This window comes from Chryseobacterium sp. (assembly GCF_041914225.1).
In the GTDB taxonomy this organism is placed as follows: domain Bacteria; phylum Bacteroidota; class Bacteroidia; order Flavobacteriales; family Weeksellaceae; genus Chryseobacterium.
Genome location: NZ_JAYSDT010000039.1, coordinates 13,782 through 35,593 on the forward strand (window position 1 = coordinate 13,782; position 21,812 = coordinate 35,593).

At 37.4% G+C, this 21,812-nt stretch carries 19 protein-coding genes; 12 read left to right on the top strand and 7 right to left on the bottom strand.

The genetic code is table 11. The annotated features are described in order from the left end of the window. Positions 1-119: 119 nt before the first annotated feature. Entirely contained in the window at positions 120-2,450 is a 2,331-nt protein-coding gene (locus ACE3RB_RS15410; RefSeq protein ID WP_374465016.1) for an ATP-dependent helicase, read from the bottom strand. Positions 2,451-2,889: 439 nt separating this feature from the next. Between ACE3RB_RS15410 and ACE3RB_RS15415 the strand changes: the two genes are divergently transcribed. The 3 genes from ACE3RB_RS15415 (at position 2,890) to secG (ending at position 6,786) form a co-directional block, all read left to right on the top strand. Then, positions 2,890-4,203: a M16 family metallopeptidase gene (locus tag ACE3RB_RS15415; protein WP_374465017.1), complete on the top strand. Its 1,314-nt coding sequence runs from the start codon at positions 2,890-2,892 to the stop codon at positions 4,201-4,203. Between the two features lie 53 nt (positions 4,204-4,256). Next, positions 4,257-6,302, top strand: coding sequence for a M16 family metallopeptidase (locus ACE3RB_RS15420; protein WP_374465018.1), 2,046 nt, complete (start codon positions 4,257-4,259; stop codon positions 6,300-6,302). 133 nt (positions 6,303-6,435) lie between these two features. Further along, positions 6,436-6,786 carry a preprotein translocase subunit SecG gene (secG, locus tag ACE3RB_RS15425; protein WP_332386139.1) on the top strand — a complete coding sequence of 117 codons (351 nt, stop codon included), beginning with the start codon at positions 6,436-6,438 and terminating at the stop codon, positions 6,784-6,786. A 52-nt stretch (positions 6,787-6,838) separates the two neighbouring features. Here the strand turns inward: secG and ACE3RB_RS15430 are convergent, their stop codons facing one another. Both ACE3RB_RS15430 and recR read right to left on the bottom strand, forming a co-directional pair. After that, positions 6,839-7,678 (bottom strand): glycosyltransferase family 2 protein, encoded by an 840-nt coding sequence (locus tag ACE3RB_RS15430; protein ID WP_374465029.1) that lies wholly within the window; start codon positions 7,676-7,678, stop codon positions 6,839-6,841. Then, positions 7,674-8,285: a recombination mediator RecR gene (gene recR / locus ACE3RB_RS15435; RefSeq protein ID WP_002984364.1), complete on the bottom strand. Its 612-nt coding sequence runs from the start codon at positions 8,283-8,285 to the stop codon at positions 7,674-7,676. Before recR ends, ACE3RB_RS15430 begins: the two co-directional genes overlap by 5 nt. Before the next feature lie 375 nt (positions 8,286-8,660). Here recR and ACE3RB_RS15440 point away from each other — a divergent pair, with 375 nt between their 5' ends. The 6 genes from ACE3RB_RS15440 to ACE3RB_RS15465 all read left to right on the top strand — a co-directional run bounded on the left by ACE3RB_RS15440 (position 8,661) and on the right by ACE3RB_RS15465 (position 14,419). Continuing rightward, complete coding sequence (locus ACE3RB_RS15440) at positions 8,661-9,266, top strand: hypothetical protein (protein ID WP_374465019.1); 606 nt, start codon at positions 8,661-8,663, stop codon at positions 9,264-9,266. A 23-nt stretch (positions 9,267-9,289) separates the two neighbouring features. Then, on the top strand, positions 9,290-9,781 hold the full coding sequence (locus tag ACE3RB_RS15445; RefSeq protein WP_374465020.1) for a hypothetical protein: 492 nt from the start codon (positions 9,290-9,292) through the stop codon (positions 9,779-9,781). Between the two features lie 156 nt (positions 9,782-9,937). After that, entirely contained in the window at positions 9,938-11,380 is a 1,443-nt protein-coding gene (locus ACE3RB_RS15450; RefSeq protein ID WP_374465021.1) for an aminoacyl-histidine dipeptidase, read from the top strand. Positions 11,381-11,571: 191 nt separating this feature from the next. Further along, a complete protein-coding gene (locus tag ACE3RB_RS15455; RefSeq protein ID WP_374465022.1) occupies positions 11,572-12,153 on the top strand; it encodes a TIGR00730 family Rossman fold protein in 582 nt (193 codons plus the stop codon). 115 nt (positions 12,154-12,268) lie between these two features. Beyond that, complete coding sequence (locus ACE3RB_RS15460) at positions 12,269-13,504, top strand: hypothetical protein (protein ID WP_374465023.1); 1,236 nt, start codon at positions 12,269-12,271, stop codon at positions 13,502-13,504. Positions 13,505-13,621: 117 nt separating this feature from the next. Beyond that, positions 13,622-14,419 (top strand): prolyl oligopeptidase family serine peptidase, encoded by a 798-nt coding sequence (locus ACE3RB_RS15465; RefSeq protein WP_374465024.1) that lies wholly within the window; start codon positions 13,622-13,624, stop codon positions 14,417-14,419. Positions 14,420-14,486: 67 nt separating this feature from the next. Here the strand turns inward: ACE3RB_RS15465 and ACE3RB_RS15470 are convergent, their stop codons facing one another. Next, the gene (locus ACE3RB_RS15470) at positions 14,487-14,816 is read right to left on the bottom strand and encodes a ferredoxin (RefSeq protein ID WP_374465025.1); all 330 of its coding nucleotides are present in this window, start codon (positions 14,814-14,816) and stop codon (positions 14,487-14,489) included. A gap of 12 nt (positions 14,817-14,828) precedes the next feature. After that, positions 14,829-15,884 (bottom strand): NAD(P)/FAD-dependent oxidoreductase, encoded by a 1,056-nt coding sequence (locus tag ACE3RB_RS15475; protein ID WP_110010878.1) that lies wholly within the window; start codon positions 15,882-15,884, stop codon positions 14,829-14,831. Between the two features lie 153 nt (positions 15,885-16,037). Here ACE3RB_RS15475 and ACE3RB_RS15480 point away from each other — a divergent pair, with 153 nt between their 5' ends. Together ACE3RB_RS15480 and ACE3RB_RS15485 are read left to right on the top strand one after the other, a co-directional pair. Further along, the gene (locus tag ACE3RB_RS15480; protein ID WP_332386146.1) at positions 16,038-16,808 is read left to right on the top strand and encodes a DUF3108 domain-containing protein; all 771 of its coding nucleotides are present in this window, start codon (positions 16,038-16,040) and stop codon (positions 16,806-16,808) included. A 189-nt stretch (positions 16,809-16,997) separates the two neighbouring features. After that, the gene (locus tag ACE3RB_RS15485) at positions 16,998-18,518 is read left to right on the top strand and encodes a serine hydrolase (RefSeq protein WP_374465026.1); all 1,521 of its coding nucleotides are present in this window, start codon (positions 16,998-17,000) and stop codon (positions 18,516-18,518) included. A gap of 261 nt (positions 18,519-18,779) precedes the next feature. Here ACE3RB_RS15485 and pheS read toward each other — a convergent pair whose 3' ends face one another. Further along, the gene (gene pheS, locus ACE3RB_RS15490) at positions 18,780-19,790 is read right to left on the bottom strand and encodes a phenylalanine--tRNA ligase subunit alpha (RefSeq protein WP_374465027.1); all 1,011 of its coding nucleotides are present in this window, start codon (positions 19,788-19,790) and stop codon (positions 18,780-18,782) included. Between the two features lie 126 nt (positions 19,791-19,916). Continuing rightward, positions 19,917-20,576, bottom strand: coding sequence for a YceI family protein (locus tag ACE3RB_RS15495; protein ID WP_131438075.1), 660 nt, complete (start codon positions 20,574-20,576; stop codon positions 19,917-19,919). A gap of 75 nt (positions 20,577-20,651) precedes the next feature. Between ACE3RB_RS15495 and ACE3RB_RS15500 the strand changes: the two genes are divergently transcribed. Continuing rightward, positions 20,652-21,587: a sulfate/molybdate ABC transporter ATP-binding protein gene (locus ACE3RB_RS15500; protein ID WP_374465028.1), complete on the top strand. Its 936-nt coding sequence runs from the start codon at positions 20,652-20,654 to the stop codon at positions 21,585-21,587. Positions 21,588-21,812 lie beyond the last annotated feature (225 nt).

The following is a 21,812-nucleotide window of genomic DNA, read 5'->3' on the forward strand; positions in this document are numbered from 1 at the left end:
GTGGAACGCCTTCGCGATCGAAAATAGTAGATCTAAATAATCACATTGCGAACTTAGCGGTTAAAACAAAAACGGATTCAAAAATTGAATCCGTTTTCTTTATATTATTTATGATAAAATTAAATCTTAGTCAGTTTAGCGTATTTCAGGATCAGGTTTTTCTCTCCTTCATGCATGAAAACGACTTTTGCTTTGATATTCTGAGGATCAGTTCCATCCAGAAACGTGACTTCTCCAATCCCGAAACGGTCATGTCTTACTTTGTCTCCTACTTCGATATCCTGAGACGAGGCCCCGCTTGGATTGATAATTTTAGCAGTGCTGACAGGTTTTAGTTTTCTTACTTCCGGTGCCGGTTTTGAAGCCTCTCCTCTGTCGATTGTCTCTTTCTCAACCTTTTTGAAAGATCTCATTTCGGAAGGATGTCCATCAAAGATATTGGACTTTACCCCTGAATTATTAATAAACCTCTTTTCCATAGCTGGATTAAGGAATTCAATATATTCATCATCAATTTCACTTAAGAATCTTGAAGGTTCAGCATCGGTGATTTTCCCCCATTGGAAACGGGAAACAGCATAGGAGAAGAAGGCCTGCTTTTCTGCTCTTGTCAATGCTACATAGAACAACCTTCTCTCTTCTTCCAGATCTTCTCTGGTAGCCGAGCTCATAAAGCTGGGGAATAAGTTTTCTTCAAGACCCACTAAGTGAACCACCGGGAATTCCAGTCCTTTTGAAAGGTGAATGGTCATCAGTGAAACCATATCATCTTCCAGTTCTTTATCCTGAGTATCTGCAGAAAGGGCAATATTTTCAAGGAAATTGGAAAGACTCGGATCACCATCTTCAAGCTGCATCTGTTCTTCAATGAATCCCTGCATAGAGTTCATCAATTCCTGAACGTTTTCTACTCTGGAAATACCCTCAGGCGTCTGATCATCTTTTAAAAATTTGATTAAACCACTTCGTTTTGCCACTTCCATAGCAACACTGTAAGCTGTTTCCGTTTTCAATAATACCTGGAAGGCCTTGATCATGGACCAGAAGTCATTCAGTTTGTTTAAAACTCCATTGTTAAGCCCCAATTGCGGAGCATACATCGGAAGATTATCCAACACCTTTGAAACCGCAATATTGTGAGCGTCTGCAAAAACGATCAGCTTATTCTGTGTTGTTTCCCCGATTCCTCTTGCCGGATAATTGATAATTCTCATCAATGCTTCAGAATCGTTCTCATTGATCAGGAGACGAAGGTACCCGATAAGGTCTTTTACTTCTTTCCTTTGGTAGAATGAAAGTCCCCCGTAAACTTTATACGGAATATTTTTACGTCTCAGCGCATCTTCAAAGGCACGCGTCTGAGAATTGGTTCTGTATAAAATGGCAAAATCGCTGTACTTTCTCTGGTCACGGTTACGAAGTTCCCAGATATTTCCTGCGACAAAATTGGCTTCATCGGCATCCGAAAGAGACCGGTATATTTTAATCTTGTCCCCTTCTTCATTATCACTGAACACATTCTTCTTGAATTGCTGCAGGTTTTTTGCGATGACTACATTGGCGGCATTTACAATGTTCTGTGTAGAACGGTAATTCTGCTCCAGCGATACCGTTTTAGCATCCGGATAATCTTTTTTAAAGTTTAAGATATTGTAGATATTTGCTCCACGGAAAGAATAGATAGACTGTGCATCATCCCCTACCACGCAGATATTTTCAAATTTTGAAGCTAATGCTTTTACAATAAGGTATTGAGAGTGGTTCGTATCCTGATACTCATCCACCATAATGTATCTGAATCTATCCTGATATTTGGCCAATACTTCCGGAAAACGGGTTAAAAGTTCATTGGTTTTCAACAAAAGATCATCAAAATCCATAGACCCGTTTCTGAAACACTGCCCAACATATCGCTGATAAATCTGCCCGATAAACTTCATATTTGCTTTTTCATCAGCCTCCATCAGCTCCGGATTATTGAAATATGCTTTTACCGTGATCAGATTATTCTTGTAGGTTGATATTCTTGCCTGAACTTTTTTAGGCTTATAAAGATCGGCATCAATATTCATATCCTTCAGAACCTTTTTGATTACGTTCAAAGCATCCTGCTGATCATAAATCGTAAAGTTGGATGGATATCCAAGGTAATGGGCTTCAATTCTTAAAATTCTTGCAAAAACCGAGTGAAAGGTTCCCATCCAAAGACTTCTTGCATTGCTTTCCCCCACAACTTTTGCGATACGGTCTTTCATTTCACGTGCCGCTTTATTGGTAAAGGTAAGCGCAAGGATATTGAAAGGGTCTATTCCGTTGTGTATTAAATGGGCAATACGCATAGTAAGTACACGCGTTTTTCCGGAACCTGCTCCGGCAAGCACCATCAGAGGCCCCTGTAAAGAGGTAACGGCTTCATATTGTGATTCGTTGAGTCCTTTCAAATAGTCCATACAGCAAAAAATTTTGGGAACACAAAATTAAGGTATTCGGAGGAGAATTCAAACTCTCATAGAGAAGTTAGGGATTTGAAGTATTCGGTATTGAGTCTTAAGCACATATATACTAACTATAATTCTAAATTAAACGCGAATGTTCGCAAGGCTAATGATTAATTTTATACTATATCTTTTGTTCGCAAAGGCACTTTGTTCAGCCAGGATATCAAATTTTAACTATGGCTGAGTGAAACGCCTTTGCGATCGTGCTTAAAAATTATAAAATTTCTTAGCGAACCTTGCGTTAAAATATGAATTGATAATTTATCAATATCTATCTCCTATATTTTCATTTTTAATTTCTGGAAATTTCCCCAAGTGATCATATTTTTCTATAAACTTTGTAACATTTAATTCACTTTTCATACTAATTGGTAAACAATTTCTAAATTTTATGAAAAAGCGACTTCTTTCTGCTGCTGCCGTAGCTTTCTTCGGGCTAATGCTGAATGCACAGCAAATTAAATTCGAAGAGTATGACCTTCCCAATGGTCTTCATGTAATTCTTCATCAGGATAACTCCGCACCGGTGGTGACAACAGGGGTAATGTACCATGTAGGTGCAAAAGATGAAGTAAAAGGCAGAACAGGTTTTGCTCACTTCTTCGAACACCTTTTATTCGAAGGAACTCCTAATATCAAAAGAGGAGACTGGTTCAAAATCGTTTCTTCAAACGGAGGGCAGAACAATGCCAACACCACCAATGACAGAACTTATTATTATGAAACATTCCCTTCCAATAACGAACAGCTTGGACTTTGGATGGAAGCTGAAAGAATGCGTCATGCTGTCATCAACCAGATTGGTGTGGATACACAGAGAGAGGTGGTAAAAGAAGAGAAAAGATTAAGAATGGATAACCAGCCTTATGGAAATCTTTTCACAACTATTCAGAAAAATTTATTTACCAATCATCCGTACAACTGGCCGACAATCGGTTCTATGGAAGATCTGAATTCTGCAAAATTAGAAGAATTTCAGGCATTCTACAAAAAGTATTACGTTCCGAACAATGCTACTTTGGTTGTTGCAGGAGACATCAAACCTGAGCAGACAAAAAAATGGATCGAAACATATTACGGAGGAATTCCAAAAGGAACAGTATATCCTAAAGATTTCCCGAAAGAAACTCCTATCACTCAGGAAAAAGAAGTTACTGCTACTGACCCGAATATCCAGCTTCCAGCTTATGTTTTCGCGTACAGAACTCCGGCTAACAAAGAGAAAGATGCTTATGTTTTAGATATGCTTTCTTCTTATTTAAGTAATGGTAAATCTTCCGTTTTATATAAAAAATTAGTTGACCAGGATAAAAAAGCACTTCAGGTGGCTGCTTTCAACCAGGGTCTTGAGGATTACAGTATCTTCGCATTCTTCGCTATTCCGATGGGACAGACTACCAAACAGGTTCTACAGGCAGATATTGATGCTGAAATCAAAGAGCTTCAGACTACTTTAATTTCAGAAGAAGATTATCAAAAGCTTCAAAACCAGTACGAAAACCAGTTTGTAAATGCTAACTCGAGCATTCAGGGAATTGCTGCTTCATTGGCAACCAACCATGTATTGATGGGTGACACGAATCTGATCAACAAAGAAATTGACATTTACAGATCCATCACAAGACAGGATCTTCAGAATGCGGCTAAAAAGTATCTTAATTCCAACCAAAGAATAATCATCAACTACGTACCTGAGAAAAAGTAATCATTCCATTTTTTCAGGCTAACCTATGATTATTAAAAATTAAATTTTTACAAATGAAAAAGCAATTAACATATATAGCTGCGGCATTTTTCTTTACAGGAATGGTTTCAGCACAAAAAATAGATCTTAATGCAATGCCAAAACCAGGACCTACTCCTGCGATCAACATTGCCAAGCCAAAAACATTTCAGCTAAGCAACGGCCTTACAGTAATGGTGGTTGAGAACAACAAACTGCCAAGAGTAAACGCAAGCCTTACTATGGACAGACCTCCATATAATGAAGGAGCCGTAACCGGGGTAAGCGAAATTATGGCTGAACAGTTCGAAAACGGTACAACCAACATCAGCAAAGATGATTTCAACAAAAAAGTGGATTATCTGGGGGCCAATCTTAACTTTTCTTCAGGAGGCGCTTCTGCCAATTCCCTTTCAAAATACTTCCCCGAAGTATTAAACTTAATGGCTGATGCTATCATCAATCCAAAATTCTCTGCTGAAGAAATTCAAAGTTCTAAGGAAAGAGCTATCGAAGGATTAAAATCCGACGAAAAAAATGCATCTTCCATTGCTTCAAGAGTTTCCAATGCTTTGATGTATGGAAAAAATACTTCAAGAGGTGAGTTTGAAACGGTGGAATCTATCAACAAAATCCAGCTTGCTGATGTACAAAATATATACAAAAAATACTATGCTCCTGATAATGCTTATCTGATAATCGTAGGAGACGTAAAATTTGATCAGGTAAAACCTCTGATCGAGAAGGCTTTCAGTGGCTGGAAAAAAGCAAATACACCAGTTGCTCCATTAGAACCGGCTTCTAATGTTGCGAAAACAGAAATTAACATCGTGGATGTTCCTTCCGCAGTGCAGTCTGTTGTTTCCTTAAACAACCTGAATACCCTGAAGATGAAGGATGCCAACTACTTCCCTGCAACAATTGCCAACTACATTCTGGGAGGTGGTGGTGAAGCCAGACTTTTCATGAATCTTCGTGAGAAAAACGGATTCACTTATGGTGCTTATTCAAGCATGGTTGCAAGTAAATATTCTCCACAATTTTCTGCAAGTGCAAGTGTAAGAAATGAGGTTACAGATAAAGCAGTTAAGGAATTCATGAATGAACTTAATGCTATTTCTACAGTAAAACCGGAAGAACTGGCCAATGCAAAAGCAAAACTGAAAGGAGCTTTCATTATGTCTTTAGAGCAGCCTGCAACGATCGCAAGATTTGCTTTAAATCAAAAGGTTCAGGATCTGCCTGCTGATTTTTACACCAATTACTTAAAATCTATTGATAAAGTAACTGCTGCAGACGTTACCAATGCTGTAAAAGCTACCATTTTACCCAACCAGAGCAGAATTTTCATTGCAGGTAAAGCTTCTGATATTTCTGAAGGACTGGAAAAGCTGGGGTATCCTGTAAAATATTTCGATAAAGATGCCAATCCTGTAGCAAAACCAACGGTACAGAAAGTGGATGCCAGCGTAACTGTTGCATCTGTTGTTGATAAATACATCAATGCCATCGGGGGAAAAGCTAATCTGGCAAAAATTACGTCTTACACCACAAATGCTTCAATGTCTATGCAGGGACAAAACATCGATTTTAAAATCATTAAGGCACAAGGCGGAAAGGAACTGACCACTGTAACAGCAATGGGGCAGGTTGTTCAGAAGCAGGTATTTGACGGAAAAACAGGCTATTCTGAGCAAATGGGGCAAAAAGTAGCCATCACACCGGAAGAAATTGCTGAAAAACAAAAGAATCCTGAGCTTTTCGAAGAATTAGGCTTCACAAAATCTGCTGATTATAAATTAGGCGGAATTGAGAAAATAGTAGGCGAAGATTCTTATGCAATCAAAGGTGGAGATACAACGTATTACTACAGTGTTGCAACAGGATTAAAAACCGGAGAAACTAAAAAAGTAAAAGCTAAGGGTCAGGAAATGACCATCCCAACAACATTCTCTAATTACAAAGATGTAGAAGGGGTAAAAATGCCATACACCATCTCTGTAAGCCAGATGGGAATGGATATGACCATGACGGTAAAGTCTTATGAAATCAATAAGACAACCGATGCTGATTTCAAATAAAAACACTTTATTTTTATAAAAAAAACGGTAACAATTGTTGCCGTTTTTATTTTTATCAACATTTGGCGGCATCTTTTTTTGCCATTCAGTAAAAAAAGATTAAATTTGCCCATTCAAAAAGATATCAGAATTAATGGATACTATATTTACACTATTGATGGTTCTTGTTATGATTGCCAGTGTTTTATTGGTAATTATCGTTATGGCGCAAAATCCAAAAGGAGGAGGCCTTTCCAGTACATTCGGAGGTGCATCATCTGCGCAGTTCGGGGTACAGAGAACCAATGATTTCATGGAAAAAGCAACATGGACTTTGGGCGGAACTATCATCGTTCTTATCCTATTAAGCGTTGTTATTACAGGTAAGCCGTCTCAGGCACTTCCTGCACAGCAACAGCCAGCGAAGAAAGAAGCTCCTGCAAAACAGTCAGCTCCTGCTTCTTCTACAACAACTCCGGCACAGACTCCTGCACCGGTAAAATAAGAAGAATATTATCTTACATAAAAACAAAAGCAACTCAGACTGAGTTGCTTTTTTATTTTAACCTGATCTTTTCAATCTGATGCCGGAGCTTCAACCCTGCTTTCAAAAATGAATATTGTACAGGTTTCGATTCCTTGTAATACTTATCAATAAAGATCTGCATCGCTCCGTAGAATCTGCTGAGATATACTTCATTTTTAATCGTACTTTCACCTTTATAATGCAGAATTGAAACTTTTCCGTAATAGAAGTTTTTATATCCGTTTCTTAAAAAGGTATAACAAAGATCAATATCTTCTCCATACATAAAATAAGCTTCATCCAATCCGCCTATTTTTTCGTATACTGCTTTTTTAGCCAATAAAAAGGCTCCTGTGACCACATCAACTTCAGCAACCTCATTTTCCTCTATATCGTTTCTGTAATAGGATTTTGAATTGTTCTTTTTAAAATTGGTAAACAGTTTTTCGAACGAATTGAACATATCCGGAACCGACCGCTTACTTTCAGGCAGAAAATTTCCTTCAACATCATGCATCCTCACTCCCAGGCATCCGAAGGAAGGCTGTGCATCTGCAAAATCCAGCAATTCCTTCATATAAAACCCTTCGAACTCGGTATCAGGATTTAAAAGTAAAATATATTCTCCTTTTGCTGCCTGTATTGCCTGATTATTAGCTTTGGAAAAACCGCCATTTGTTTCAGAAGAAATAAAATGTATGTCTGGAAACTCAGTAATAAGCTCTTGCCAGGAAGTATCCGTAGATGCATTATCGATGACAACGACTTCATATTCTATTTCCCGGATGTATTTCTGAAGTGACAGGAGGCAGCTTCTGAGCAGTTGGGTCACATTGTAATTAACAATAATAACAGACAGCTTCATATTAATCTTTCTCGTTGTATGGCAATCTGTTGATAATAGATCTTCCTAAAGAAATTTCATCGGCATATTCCAGTTCGTCTCCTACTGAAATTCCTCTTGCAATGCTAGAAAAATTGACATTGAAGTTTTTAAATTTCTTATAAATATAATAAGCTGTCGTATCTCCTTCCATCGTAGCACTCAATGCAAAAATAAATTCCTTTACCTTTCCTTCATTCAGCTTTTTTTCAATGCTTGGGATGTTCAACTGGCCTGGCCCAACTCCTTCCATTGGAGAAATCTTTCCGCCAAGGATCAGATATTTTCCCGTGTACTTCCCTGTATTTTCAATAGCAATTACATCACGTACATCTTCAACGATACAGATCAGTTCGCCATTTCTCTTTTCATTGCTGCATATTTCACAAACGTCAAAATCTGAAAAATTATGACATTCTTTGCAGTATTTGATTTCGTTAACAAGATTGATCAGGGAGTTTCCAAGACTTACGGCTCTGGAACTGGGCTGTTTCAATAGATGTAATGCTAATCTTAAAGCCGTTTTTCTACCAATTCCAGGCAATCCGGAAATCTCATCCACCGCCTTTGCCAATACTTTACTAGGGTAATCCATAAGTACAAAAATAAGGATTAAAGTTGATAATTGATAGAAGATCATGAATCGTAAATCCGCTTCGCTTGTGAATTTTCATACAACATAAATAAATTTTAACGCAGTGTTCGCTAAGAATTTTTTTTAATTCTTAAAAACAATCGCGGGGCGTTTCACTCAGCAATAGACAAATCTGATATCCTGGCTGAACGAAGTGCCTTTGCGATCGAAATAAATAAAAATAAATATCAACCTTGCGAGCATAGCGTTTTTTTAACAAAAAACATTTCCAATACAATGTCCCATTATGATATTTTATATTTCCCTCCTATCTGAGAACTCTAAAAAAACCTTTATATTTGCGGCTTAAATTAAATATGAAAAAAATAAACTGACATGGTACTTAACAATCTTAATTATCCACTGGATTTCAAATTCAAAATCACTACTTTAGCAAGCGACTTCAACATTACTGACAAAAACGGAAATTATGTGGCATATGTTCGTCAGAAAATGTTCAAGCTAAAAGAAGATGTTATCGTTTTTAATGATGAGAGCAAGTCTAAAGAGCTTTTCAGGATCAAAGCGAATCAATGGATTGATTTTAATGCTTCATACTCTCTGAATGATCTTATTGATAACAAAAACTACGGCAGACTGGCAAGAAAAGGGATGCGTTCTCTATGGAAAGCAAGTTATGATATCCTTGATGCACATGATCAGCCTAAGTTTAAAATTCAGGAAGACAGCGCATGGGTAAGATTCTGGGACAGCTTTGTAGGAGAAATTCCTATTATCGGAATGTTCACCGGGTATTTCCTTAATCCATCTTATACAGTAACCGGTATTGATGGTAAGGCTTATTTCAAGCTGAAAAAAATGCCGTCATTCTTCGGAAGAAGATTTCAGCTGGACAGACTGATTGACATTGATGATGAGGAAGAAAGCCTGGTAATCCTTTCTTTACTGATGATGACACTTCTTGAAAGAGCAAGAGGATAAACCAATTATAAAACCACAAACACATGAAATATTTAATCATTTTATTTTCTGCATTTCTGCTGGTAGCCTGTAAAAAGGAAAAAGAAACTGTTTCAGGTTCTGCTCCTGCTGATTCTTTACATGTTGCTAAAGATTCTGCTTCCACGGGTCCTTCTTCCGGAAATATTCTGGTAGGGACAATTCCGTTTCCAAAAGAAATCAAAGAATGTTCCTGCTATTTTGCGGTAAGCAAAACTGATTTTGAAAATGAAAGATACATCTACGCAGATGACGCCGGAAAGACCGCTTATATGATGCTGGACGGTAAAAGACTGGCTATGAATCTTATCTCATCAAGCGATATGGAAGTAGATGAATTGCTTACCAAAGAAATAGAAAATGATGATTATAAGATTTCTGTAAAAGGTAAAAAAATAAAAGGCGAAGAAGCACTGCTGTTTGAAGGTACCCTGACTATTGAGAAACCAGACGGCACTACTTTCACGACTCCTATTTATGGAGAATGTGGATGTTAATAAAAGCGAAAAAGCCCAATCGCAAAAAAGGTAAAAGCGAAAAAAAGGATCAGTACATTTGCTGTTTTGCTATTTCGTCTCCAAATGCATACAAAAGTGCTTCTGTATCCCACAGAAGCATTTTTTATTTTGTAAATTTGAGAAAAATAAATTTCAATGGAATTATCTAATATAGAACCGCAGATCATCTGGAAAAACTTCTCCAGATTAAATGCTGTTCCAAGACCTTCAAAAAAAGAAGAAAAAGTAATTGCTTTCATCAAAGGATTTGGTGAGAATTTAGGACTGGGAACTACAGTAGATGAAGTAGGAAACGTTATTATTAAAAAACCTGCCACGGCAGGAATGGAAAACCGTAAATCTGTCGTGCTTCAGTCTCACCTTGATATGGTTTGCCAGAAAAACAATGATGTTAATTTCGATTTTGAAACAGAAGGAATCAAAATGGAAATTGACGGTGACTGGGTAAAGGCAAAAGGAACTACTTTAGGAGCTGATAACGGCTTGGGAGTAGCAACTATTATGTCTATCCTTGAAAGTTCAGATATTCCTCACCCTGCATTGGAAGCGCTTTTCACCATTGATGAAGAGACAGGAATGACAGGTGCTTTGGGATTAAAACCAGGGCAGTTAACAGGTGATATTCTATTGAATCTTGACACTGAAGAAGATGATGAAATTGATATAGGATGTGCCGGTGGTGTTGATGTAACAATCACTCAAACTTACACTGCAGAAGCTTCAAAGGGTCAAATTGTAAGAATTGAAGTAAAAGGTCTTCAGGGAGGACACTCCGGAATGGACATCCACAAAGGGTTCGGAAATGCCAATATTATTCTTGGCAGGCTTCTTTACATCGGATTGGAAAACCAGAACATTGAGCTGGTTTCTATCGACAGCGGTGGCTTGAGAAATGCGATTCCAAGAGAAGGTGTTGCCGTAATTTCGGTGAGAAATGCTCAGGAGTTTATCGAAAATGTAACGGTTCTTAAAAAGGATATTCTAGAAGAATTCGCAACGGTAGAACCTGGAATCCAAATTAATATTGAGAGCTCTACATCTTCTGATAAAGCTATTTCTGAAGAAGACTCCAGAAAAGTGATCCTTACTTTAAAAGCGCTTCACAATGGAGTATACAGAATGAGCCCGGACGTGAAAGATCTTGTGGAAGCTTCCAACAACGTGGCAAGAGTAGAACTGAAAGGTGGAGAACTTAAGATCTTAAACCTTACGAGATCTTCTGTAGATTCTTCAAAATATTCTGTAGCAGAGCAATTAAAATCTGTAGCAGAACTGGCAGGAATGAACGTTGAGTTCAGCGGTTCATACCCGGGATGGAAGCCAAAACCAGGTTCAGAAATTGTACAGCTGATGGAGAAACTTTACACAGAAAAGTTCAATGAGAAGCCTCATGTAGTAGCTTGCCATGCTGGCCTTGAATGTGGAATCATCGGTGCTAATTATCCTGAAATGGAAATGGTAAGCTTTGGACCTACTATCAGAGGGGCACACTCTCCTGATGAAAGAGCCAATATTCCTTCAGCACAGAAATTCTGGAGTTTCCTGAAAGATATTTTAGCGAACATTCCTCAGAAATAAAACATTAAAATTACTATATTGAATATCCAAGGTCTTATGATTTTGGATATTTTTAGTTTTAATCTTTATTTATAAAGATGCTTCGACAGGCTCAGCATGACGCTGCTAAAAATTTATCTCTAAAAAAGCAGTTAGTATTAGACATGTCATGCTGAGCCTGTCGAAGCATCGCAACCATAAAATCCTATACAATGAAAAGCATCACAGTATTCTGCGGCTCAAGTTTTGGCGCAGATAAAATATATGAAGAGCAGACGTTCCTGCTGGGGCAAACCTTGGCAAAACAAAATATACAATTGGTTTATGGCGGTTCAGAAACCGGCTTAATGGGAACGGTAGCTAATGGGGCTCTGAGTGAAAAAGGTAGGGTCATCGGGGTCCTTCCCCACTTTCTGCAATCCAAAGAAATTGCTCATAAGAATCTGACCGAACTGATTATCGTAGAAACCATGCACGAAAGAAAAACCAAAATGAATGAACTCTGTGACGGTGTTATCGTTCTTCCGGGAGGGTATGGTACACTGGAAGAGTTTTTCGAAATGATCACCTGGGCGCAGCTGGGACTTCACAAAAAACCCATCGGAGTGCTGAATATTGACGGCTTTTACGATGATATGATCAATCTGGTTCAAACCATGGTGGACAAGGGCTTTTTAAAGCAGGTAAACAGGGATATGCTGCTGATAAGCAATACCATTGATGGCCTGCTGGAAAAGATGAGAAATTATCAGGCGCCTACGGTTGGGAAATGGATTTCTAAAGATCAGGCATAATCATAGGCAGAATATATTGAAACATTCGCTCTTTTTTAAAATATGTTTTCATATCTGAGGTTTAAGTTTAGTACATTTGTAAGAATACTTTCTCACGACTAAAAGAATTAAAACAATGAAAAATGGACTTCTGACAGACTGTATATTATTAAGCCAGGTCATTTTTGCTCAGTATAATTATCCTAAGACTCCTGAAAATCCTGTGACAGACGATTACTTCGGTACCAAAATCACAGACAATTACCAATGGTTGGAAAACCTGAAAAGTCCCGAAGTACAAACATGGTTCAAGGCACAGTCAGATTTCAGCCATAATCTTATTAATACCATTCCTAATCGTGATGCCCTGTATCAAAGAATGAAGCAGGTCCAGGAACTTGGTGGAGATTCCTACGGCTATGCAAAACAAAGAGGAAACCTTTATTTCTATGCTAAAACCAAAAAAAATGAAAAGCTTTCCAAGCTCTATACAAAAGACGTTTCTACGGGAAAGGAAACTCTGGTTTTTGATCCTGAAACCTATAAAAAGGATGCACAGATTACCGATTTCACAGTAGATTTCAGCGGTAACAAAATTGCCCTGTTATTTTCCAAATCCGGGAGTGAAATTTGTGAACTTAGAATTTTAGATCTAAAAACTAAAAAATTCCTTAATGATACCTTATCGCCCATCTGGAGCGAATTCAATTTTGAATTTACTCCGGATGGACAGTATATCACCTATACCAAGATGAGCACAGGAGATCCTAACAGCAATATGTTGCTGAAAGAAATGAAGGCAATGCTTCATCAAATTGGGACCAGCCAGGATAAAGACGTTATATTGGGATCACGTGAAGAATATCCCGAACTCAATATCTTAACAGAACAATTTCCTGAAGTTTCTTTTACAAATGATTACCAAACCATGATCTTAAGAATTGGCTCTACAAAAAGCGAAAACCCCGTTTTTTATGCTCCGATATCTTCTCTTAAAGATAAAAAAATCAAATGGAAACAGATCATCAAACCATCGGACGAGATTGTACAGACATTCATCAGCGGAGATCAATTGTTTTTCCTTACTCATAAGAATGCCCCAAATTATAAAGTAGGGCTGACAAGTTTATCGAATCCTGATTTCGATCATGCTAAAGTTATTGTTCCTGAAAGCAGTTCTGTCATCACCTCTATCCACAGCTCCAAAAATTATCTATTCTATTCCTTAAGCAATGGAATTACCCAGGATAAATATCAGATAGATCGTAAAACACTGGCCATAAACAAAATTCCGCTACCTGGTGGGATCAATAATTCCATCGCTCTTAATGCCCGTGAAAATGATAATCTGCAATGCTATAACAGCAATTGACTTACTCCCGGCACTTTTTATGATTACACCCCCGAAAGTGGTAAAGCTGTAAAAAGCAAATATTTTAACGGAGACAGCAACTATCCTGATTACAATGCACTGTACGAAGTAAAAGAAGTGGAAGTAAAAAGTCATGACGGAGCTATAGTCCCTCTTTCTATTATTTATCCTAAAAACATCAAAATGGATGGCAGTACTCCAGCTTATATCACAGGGTATGGCGGTTATGGAATATCTTATACACCTCGTTTTTCCAATAGATTATCAGTATTGCTTGAACAAGGGGTAGTACTGGCAGTTGCCCACGTAAGAGGAGGAGGCGAAAAAGGGGATAAATGGCACAGAGACGGAATGAAAGCTAAAAAACCGAATACCTGGAAAGATTTCATCGCATGTTCCGAATATCTTGTGAATCAAAAATATACTTCTCCCTCAAAGCTTATCGGTAATGGAGCAAGCATGGGAGGAGTCCTTATTGGGCGGGCTATTACTGAAAGGCCGGATCTATACGGAGTTGCCATCGCCGAAGTAGGAATGACCAATGTTCTGCGTTCCCAAAACTCAGCTAACGGGGACAATCAAATTCCTGAGGTTGGAAGTATAAAAAATTCTGAAGATATTAAACATCTTATTGAAATGGATGCTCAAAGCAAGGTAAAAAAAGGAGTAAAATATCCAGCTGTTCTTGTGAGTACTGGAATGAATGATTCCAGAATTACCCCATGGGAACCTGCAAAATTTGCCGCTGCATTACAGAACAGTACCTCTTCCGGGAAACCTGTTTTATTATATGTCAATTATGAAAATGGACATTTTACAAGTGATCTGGAAATAACTTTCCGTGAATATGCAGATATTTATGCTTTTGCATTATGGCAGGTGGGCCATCCGAAATTTCAACCCGAAATAAAATAAAATAAAATAAAATAAAACCCGTCCGAAAAACTCGGACGGGTTTCTTATTAAGATTAAAAAATATTTTCTAAGGATAAGGAGCAATCTCCACTTCAAGTCCTTCCATTTCATCCACAATATGCAGTTGGCATCCTAATCTGCTGTTGTCTTTCACATGGAAAGCTTCGGCAAGCATAGCATCTTCTTCATCCCCCATCGGTTCCAGACCAGGATCATTGATTACATAAACCTGGCACGAAGCACACATCGCCATTCCTCCGCATACCCCAATAGTACCTTCTTCTGCCAATTCATAGGAACCGATAATTTCCATCAGGTTCATGGACATATCCGTAGGAGCTACGACATCGTGGGTTACCCCTTCTCTGTCGGTGATTTTAATATTAATATCTGACATAATTCTGCAAAATTAGTCAATTTTTTTCACAACAGCCTTTTCAGCTTCTTTACGGCTTCCGTCAAATCCGTCTACTCCACTTACCGTTGTATATTTTAAAACGAATTTTTTACCCGGATTCAATCTGTTATAAACGCTCTGACACATTAAAGTAGCCTCGTGGAAACCACAAAGGATCAGCTTCAGCTTTCCGGGATAAGTATTGATATCCCCGATAGCATAAATACCATCAATGTTGGTCTGATAATCAAGAGCATTGTTTACAACGATTGCATTTTTTTCAATATTTAATCCCCAGTTTCCGATCTCTCCCAATTTAGGGGTCAATCCGAATAAAGGAATAAAATAATCTGTTTCGATATCGTAAGCATCCTGGCCTTCCACTTCTACCGTGATAGCCTCTACTTTTCCGTCACCTTTAATACCGGTAACTTCCGCAGGAGTAATTAATTTGATTTTCCCCTGGTTTTTGAGATCCTGAACTTTCTCTACAGAATCCAAAGCACCCCTGAACTCATTTCTTCTGTGAATCAAAGTTACTTCGCTGGCTACATTAGAAAGGAAAATACTCCAGTCAAGGGCAGAATCACCTCCTCCGGCAATAACTACTTTTTTATTTCTGAAATGTTCAGGTTCTTTAACGAAATATTCAAGACCTTTTTCTTCATAATCAGCTATATTTTCGAAAGTAGGTTTTCTCGGTTCAAAAGTTCCCAGTCCTCCTGCAATAGCAATAGCCTTACATCTGTGAACAGTACCCTTATTGGTAATCACCTCAAACCACTCATCATCAATCTTTGTATAAGAAACAGCGGTCTCTCCCAGAGTAAATCCAGGCTGAAACTGCTTGATCTGCTCCATCAAATTATCTACCAATTCTCCGGCATTTACTGAAGGATAACCTGGGATATCGAAGATAGGTTTCTTAGGATAAAGTTCCGCCAATTGCCCTCCCGGCTGTGGAAGTGCATCAATAATATGGCACTTCATTTTTAATAAACCAGCTTCAAAAACTGCAAAAAGTCCTGTAGGTCCCGCACCTATGATCAATATATCAGTGGTTATCATAATCTTTAAGATAATTTAATTATACATGTAACTGCAAATTTACTAATTTTAATGCGAAGCATATTTAATTGATTCTAAATAAAAACCTGAGATTTGTCAAATATCTATCAATTAAGATTTTAAATTTGGCAATGTTTTTGTAAATGTCTTGTTATGAAGAAAATTTTAACCTTTTTTGCAGTATTACTATTCTTTTTAGGCTCGGCCCAAATTGATAACATCGCAGACGGCGAGTCTATTACTCTTAGAATTCACTACGGTTTCCTGAATGCAGGAACTGCGAATCTTACTACAAAAAAGACCAACTACAAAGGGGTTCCTCACCTCTATGTAAAAGGAACAGGGCAGACAACCGGTGCTGTAAAAGCATTCTTCAAGGTAGAAGATTTATATGAAAGCTTCATCAATACCCAGACAGGATTACCTAGCTTTTATGTAAGAAACGTACGTGAGGGAAGCTACCGACAACATTTTGAGACTGCTTTCAATCACGATAATAACACTTTGATTTTAACGGATAAAAAGACACCCGCCAATGGATCTAAAGTTTTAAAATCAGTGAAAGGGGTACAGGACATGCTTTCATGCTTTTACTATCTGAGAAGTAAAAGCCCGGATGAACTGAAAGTAGGAACTGTGATCAATATGAACGTATGGATTGATGATGAAATGTTTCCGTTCCAGCTAAAAGTAATTGGAACAGAAAACTTAAAGACAAAGTTCGGGACCATCAATTGTTTGAAAATTATCCCATCCGTAAAAAGCGGAAGAGTATTTAAGGAAAAAGAAGGAGTTACCATGTGGGTCTCCAACGATGCTAACCACATTCCTATGCTGTTGAAGGCGGAACTTGCCGTAGGAGCACTGAAAGCCAGCATTGATGATTATAAAAATGTGAAGTATCCTTTAAAATTCAGCAAATAACGATAATAGAATTCACCTTACTTAAACTAAAAGCTATCTCCTATATTGTTTTTATTATCCAATGTAGAAGATAGCTTTTTTCTTTATAAGCTTTCACATTTTACGTAATTAAATAACAGTCAAATAGTTATACCTTAAAATTTGGCAGTTTACTGAAAAAACTGTAATTTAAACATCATATATTAAGATATGACAACCCGTAAAAATGTAACCAAAGCATCAGACTGGGGATATGCCTTCACCAAAGTCTTTTTTATATTAACATGCTTAATAGGACCCCTCTCATTTTTACAATCACAAATTACAAAATTAGATTCTTATTTTTCTGCAAAGGCTGAACAGGGAGACTTTAATGGTGTTATTCTTGTTGCTGAAAAAAATAAAATACTATATCAAAAAGCTTTTGGTTTTGCAGATTTTGAAAACAAGGTACCCAATACAATACATACACGTTTCCCGATAGGATCTATAACCAAATTACTAACGGCAACAGCTGTGCTTCAGCTAGTAGATAAAAAACTTCTTGAACCTGACAAACCTGTGAAATTTTATCTGCATGAATTTCCTTATCCTGATATAACCCTTGCTCACCTTCTTTCACATACGTCTGGATTGCCTTCCTGGGATATTGTATTTGGTAAAGCAATTAAAGAACGCCCGAATGCTGTATTTAGTAATAAAGACATTTTAAAAGAATATTCGGAGCAAAATATCAATTTAGTTTTTAGCCCGGGTTCAGCTCATGAATACAACAATGCAAATTCAGTATTTGCAGCCTTGCTTATTGAAAAAGTTACCGGTAAGCGATATGAAGATTATATGCAACAGCATATTTTTATACCTGCAGGAATGAAGAATACTTTTATTCCTACAACACCTTTTTTTAATCATCTGCCTGCAGAACGGAAAAATGTAGCTAAATTATATATAAGTCATATGTACACCCCGTTAAAGGAAAATACAGATACTATACAAACAAATAAGAATTACTGGAAAAGATTTAATTTTAAAGGTTTTGGAGAAATCATTACAACCGCGGAGGATTTATTCCGGTTTAATACTGCATTAACAACAGGAAAAATCCTTAGCTCATCTGTTTTGAAGACATCACAGGAAGCAATACAACTTAACAACGGAAGAACTCTGCCCAGAGGTATGGGCTGGCAGGTTGAAAAAGATACTATTTTAGGTAGAATAGTTGGTCATGGTGGCGGTCTTACAGGTTTGCTGACCAGTTTTGTTTATCAGGTGGATACACAGAGATTAGCTATTATTCTGGACAATACCCAACAGAGCGCAGAAGATCTTAGTATAGATGCACTGATGATTCTTGCAGGGCAGCCTCTAACCCCTCCGGGAAAAGATTTAGCCCGGATTTATGGACATATTTTATTAGAAAAAGGGAGCACACCAGCTAAAAATGAACTTTATAAATTAAAAATAAATACAAAAGACTACTTCTTATCTGAACAGCAATTCAATAAACTTGGCTATGATTTTCTCCGGTCCGGAAAAATACCTCAGGCCCTTGAGACTTTTCGTATCAATACAGAGCTATTCCCACAGAGCTATAATACATTCGATAGCTATGGGGAGGCTCTTCTTAAGGATAATCAGAAAGAAAAGGCATTGATCATGTATCAAAAATCCGTGGAATTGAATCCTGATAGTGAAAATGGAAAAAAGATGATTCAGGAACTGATGAAGTAATAACCTATTGAAAGCTGTTGTTTATTTACCATTTAAAAAATTAAAATGGTAACAGCTGTAATAAATTTCAATTTTAAATTGTCTTAATTATAGAGGCAGTCAAAGAGCTGCAGTATGTCAATACTGAGGTACCATCCGAAGTATGGGCATAAGAAACAGACACGTGTAAATTTTTCAATAAGATCAGTTTTTAGTTACGTTTTGTTTCTTAGGTCAGTAATTAAAAACAAAAAACCTCCGGAGCTCCGGAGGTTTGATTTTTTATAGTGTTTTGAATTGTTCAAGTGTTCTGATATCATTTTCAAAGAACATTCTGATATCACTCATCTGGTAAAGAAGCATCGTAATTCTTTCAATTCCCATTCCGAATGCATATCCTGAATATTTCTCAGAATCGATATTTACATTTTTCAGTACGGCAGGATCTACCATTCCGCACCCCATGATTTCCAGCCATCCCGTTCCCTTCGTGATTCTGTAATCAGTTTCAGAGTTTAATCCCCAATACACATCAATTTCAGCACTAGGCTCTGTGAACGGGAAGAAAGACGGTCTCATTCTGATTTTAGATTTTCCGAAAAGCTCAGTGGTAAAGAACTGAATGGTTTGCTTCAGGTCTGCAAAGCTTACATTCTCATCAATATACAATCCCTCAATCTGGTGGAAAATACAGTGAGAACGTGAAGAAATCGCTTCATTTCTGAATACTCTTCCCGGAGATAAAATTCTGATCGGAGGCTGATTTTCTTCCATATAACGGGTCTGTACGGAAGAAGTATGCGTTCTCAAAAGAATATCCGGGTTCTGCTCAATGAAGAACGTATCCTGCATATCTCTTGCCGGGTGATATTCCGGAAGATTAAGCGCTGTAAAGTTATGCCAGTCATCTTCAATTTCAGGACCGTCTGCTACTGCAAAACCGATAGATTTGAAGATTTCAATAATCCTGTTTTTAACCAGATTGATCGGATGTCTGGAACCCAGATCCAATGGAAAAGCAGGTCTTGTAAGATCTTCTTTTTCCACTATAACAGAAGATGCTGAAGCATTTTTCAAATCCTCCAGTTTTACAGCCACTGCCTGCTTCAAAGTATTGATCTTCTGCCCGAATTCTTTCTTCTGGTCATTAGGAACTTCTTTTAATGTTTCGTAAAAGTCATTAAGAACCCCTTTTTTACCATTGTACTTGATTCGGAAGTTTTCGATCTCTTCCTTAGAGGTAGCATTGAAGCCGTTTACTTCGATCAGTAGTTCTTCTATCTTTTCTATCATTGTTTTACCCTTTCAAAATGTTTTGCAAAAATACGATTTTAAGTTGAATAATAAGTCCGTCATAAAAAAATCTGCCTCTTTTTCGGGAGGCAGACTTCAATCACTTATTTCACTTAAATAAAAAAATTATTTCTTTTCTAAAGCTTTAACGCTGATCTGAAGAGTTACCTCATCCTTGATGACACCGTTTTCAGCAGGAGCCTGGAATTTCACTCCAAACTCTTCTCTTTTGATATCTTTCGGCTCAGTAGCTACGCTCACTTCTCCATTCTTCACAGAAACATTAGCTTTAAACTGAACAGGTTTTGTAATTCCCTTAATCGTTAAATTACCGTCCAAAAGAGTATTATAATCACCTTCTGTAGCCGGAGTTACTTTTGTAATCTCATAAGAAGCTGTAGGAAATTTTTCCACTTCAAAGAAATCTCCGCTCTTCAGGTGGCCGTTTAATTTTCCTAAATCTTCCGGACTGTCTTTAAGATCCACAGAAGTTAAAGAGTTCATATCAGCAACGAATTTTCCGCTTTCCAGTTTTCCGTCTTTCACTGTCACATCTCCGCTTTCAAACCTGATCGTTCCGAAATGACTCGTATTTTCAGATTTAAATACTTTGTATCCCTTCCATTCAACTTTACTGTTTAGCGTATCCAAAGTGAACTGGCTACCTTCTTTAGTAGTCGTCACCTCATTACTTTCACTGGTAAGCGGTTTATCTTTTTTACAAGAAACCATTACAGCAGCAATAAATAATGCAGGAATAGCTAACGAAAACAGTTTTTTTCTCATTTTTGATTTATTTTTATTAGTTCCGCTAATATAATAAAAAAAAATATGTTTTCATAAAAACCTTACATTTGTAATATGCTATTAGAAATAAACAATTTATTTTTCTCTCACAATAAAGAAAATCCCCTGTTTCAGAACCTTAATCTAAGGTTTGAGGAAAACAGAATTATAGCTCTTGCCGGTGAAAGCGGATGTGGAAAATCTACCCTTCTCAGCCTGATCTATGGCCTTCTTGATTGGGAGAGCGGAGAAATTATTTTTAACGGAACAAAGCTTTCAGGGCCAAAGGGAAATCTTGTTCCCGGAGAACCCGAAATGAAATTCGTAGCACAGAATTTTGATCTTATGCCTTATGCTACTGTTGCCGAAAACGTAGGAAAATTTATTTCAAATATCAATTTAAAACAAAAAAAAGAAACCGTAACGGAACTCCTTGAGGTGGTAGGACTTCAGGAATTTGCCAACGTACTCCCAAAATATTTAAGTGGCGGACAACAGCAGAGAGTAGCTATTGCCAGAGCATTATCCGTACTTCCCAAGCTTCTGATCTTAGACGAACCGTTCAGTAATCTTGATTTCCCAAGAAAAATTGAAATCCGGGAAAGACTTTTCAGATATGTAAAGCAGCACGGGGTTTCCTTAATTATTTCCACCCATGAGCTCCAGGATATTATGCCATGGCTGGATCAGATTGTTATTCTGCAGGACGGAAGACTGATTCAGAATGACAGTCCTGAAGAAACCTACAGACATCCTTATAACTCTTATGTTGCCAAACTCTTCGGAGAAGTGAATATCTTTACCGAAACTGAAGCCGAAGATTTTCAGCTTTCAAAATTTTCTTATTATCCGAAAGAAATAAAAATCACCGAAGCAGGTTTTGAAGCTGAAGTTCTGGAAAGCAGATTTGCAGGAAATTATTATTGGAATAAATTAAGAGCAAAAGGTAAAGAACTGGTAGTTTATACTGATGATAAAATATCCGGACCAATATATATTTCGTTTATTTAGGCTAAAAGGCTAAATCGCAAAAAGACGAATAGAAAAAATCCTGAAACAGATCATCAGACTGACTAATAAGTAATTTTGCTATTTCACAGTTTTGCCATTTTGTAACTTCACTTAACTCATACATTTCCTTACACTTACCCATAAAAAAAATACAAATATAAGAAGCTGTTATAAAACTTTTTCTTACATTTGTATTTCCACAGCATAAGGAAATTTTTGGTTAAT

What these genes read in the sequence shown, in the direction of transcription:
- ACE3RB_RS15480 (WP_332386146.1), top strand. Translation starts at nt 16,038, where the DNA reads ATGAAGAAAATTTTAACCTTTTTTGCAGTATTACTATTCTTTTTAGGC.
- ACE3RB_RS15445 (WP_374465020.1), top strand. Translation starts at nt 9,290, where the DNA reads ATGAAATATTTAATCATTTTATTTTCTGCATTTCTGCTGGTAGCCTGT.
- secG (WP_332386139.1), top strand. Translation starts at nt 6,436, where the DNA reads ATGGATACTATATTTACACTATTGATGGTTCTTGTTATGATTGCCAGT.
- ACE3RB_RS15410 (WP_374465016.1), bottom strand. Translation starts at nt 2,450, where the DNA reads ATGGACTATTTGAAAGGACTCAACGAATCACAATATGAAGCCGTTACC.
- ACE3RB_RS15475 (WP_110010878.1), bottom strand. Translation starts at nt 15,884, where the DNA reads ATGATAACCACTGATATATTGATCATAGGTGCGGGACCTACAGGACTT.
- ACE3RB_RS15415 (WP_374465017.1), top strand. Translation starts at nt 2,890, where the DNA reads ATGAAAAAGCGACTTCTTTCTGCTGCTGCCGTAGCTTTCTTCGGGCTA.
- recR (WP_002984364.1), bottom strand. Translation starts at nt 8,285, where the DNA reads ATGGATTACCCTAGTAAAGTATTGGCAAAGGCGGTGGATGAGATTTCC.
- ACE3RB_RS15470 (WP_374465025.1), bottom strand. Translation starts at nt 14,816, where the DNA reads ATGTCAGATATTAATATTAAAATCACCGACAGAGAAGGGGTAACCCAC.
- ACE3RB_RS15460 (WP_374465023.1), top strand. Translation starts at nt 12,269, where the DNA reads ATGAAAAATGGACTTCTGACAGACTGTATATTATTAAGCCAGGTCATT.
- pheS (WP_374465027.1), bottom strand. Translation starts at nt 19,790, where the DNA reads ATGATAGAAAAGATAGAAGAACTACTGATCGAAGTAAACGGCTTCAAT.
- ACE3RB_RS15485 (WP_374465026.1), top strand. Translation starts at nt 16,998, where the DNA reads ATGACAACCCGTAAAAATGTAACCAAAGCATCAGACTGGGGATATGCC.
- ACE3RB_RS15455 (WP_374465022.1), top strand. Translation starts at nt 11,572, where the DNA reads ATGAAAAGCATCACAGTATTCTGCGGCTCAAGTTTTGGCGCAGATAAA.
- ACE3RB_RS15420 (WP_374465018.1), top strand. Translation starts at nt 4,257, where the DNA reads ATGAAAAAGCAATTAACATATATAGCTGCGGCATTTTTCTTTACAGGA.
- ACE3RB_RS15450 (WP_374465021.1), top strand. Translation starts at nt 9,938, where the DNA reads ATGGAATTATCTAATATAGAACCGCAGATCATCTGGAAAAACTTCTCC.
- ACE3RB_RS15495 (WP_131438075.1), bottom strand. Translation starts at nt 20,576, where the DNA reads ATGAGAAAAAAACTGTTTTCGTTAGCTATTCCTGCATTATTTATTGCT.
- ACE3RB_RS15440 (WP_374465019.1), top strand. Translation starts at nt 8,661, where the DNA reads ATGGTACTTAACAATCTTAATTATCCACTGGATTTCAAATTCAAAATC.
- ACE3RB_RS15500 (WP_374465028.1), top strand. Translation starts at nt 20,652, where the DNA reads ATGCTATTAGAAATAAACAATTTATTTTTCTCTCACAATAAAGAAAAT.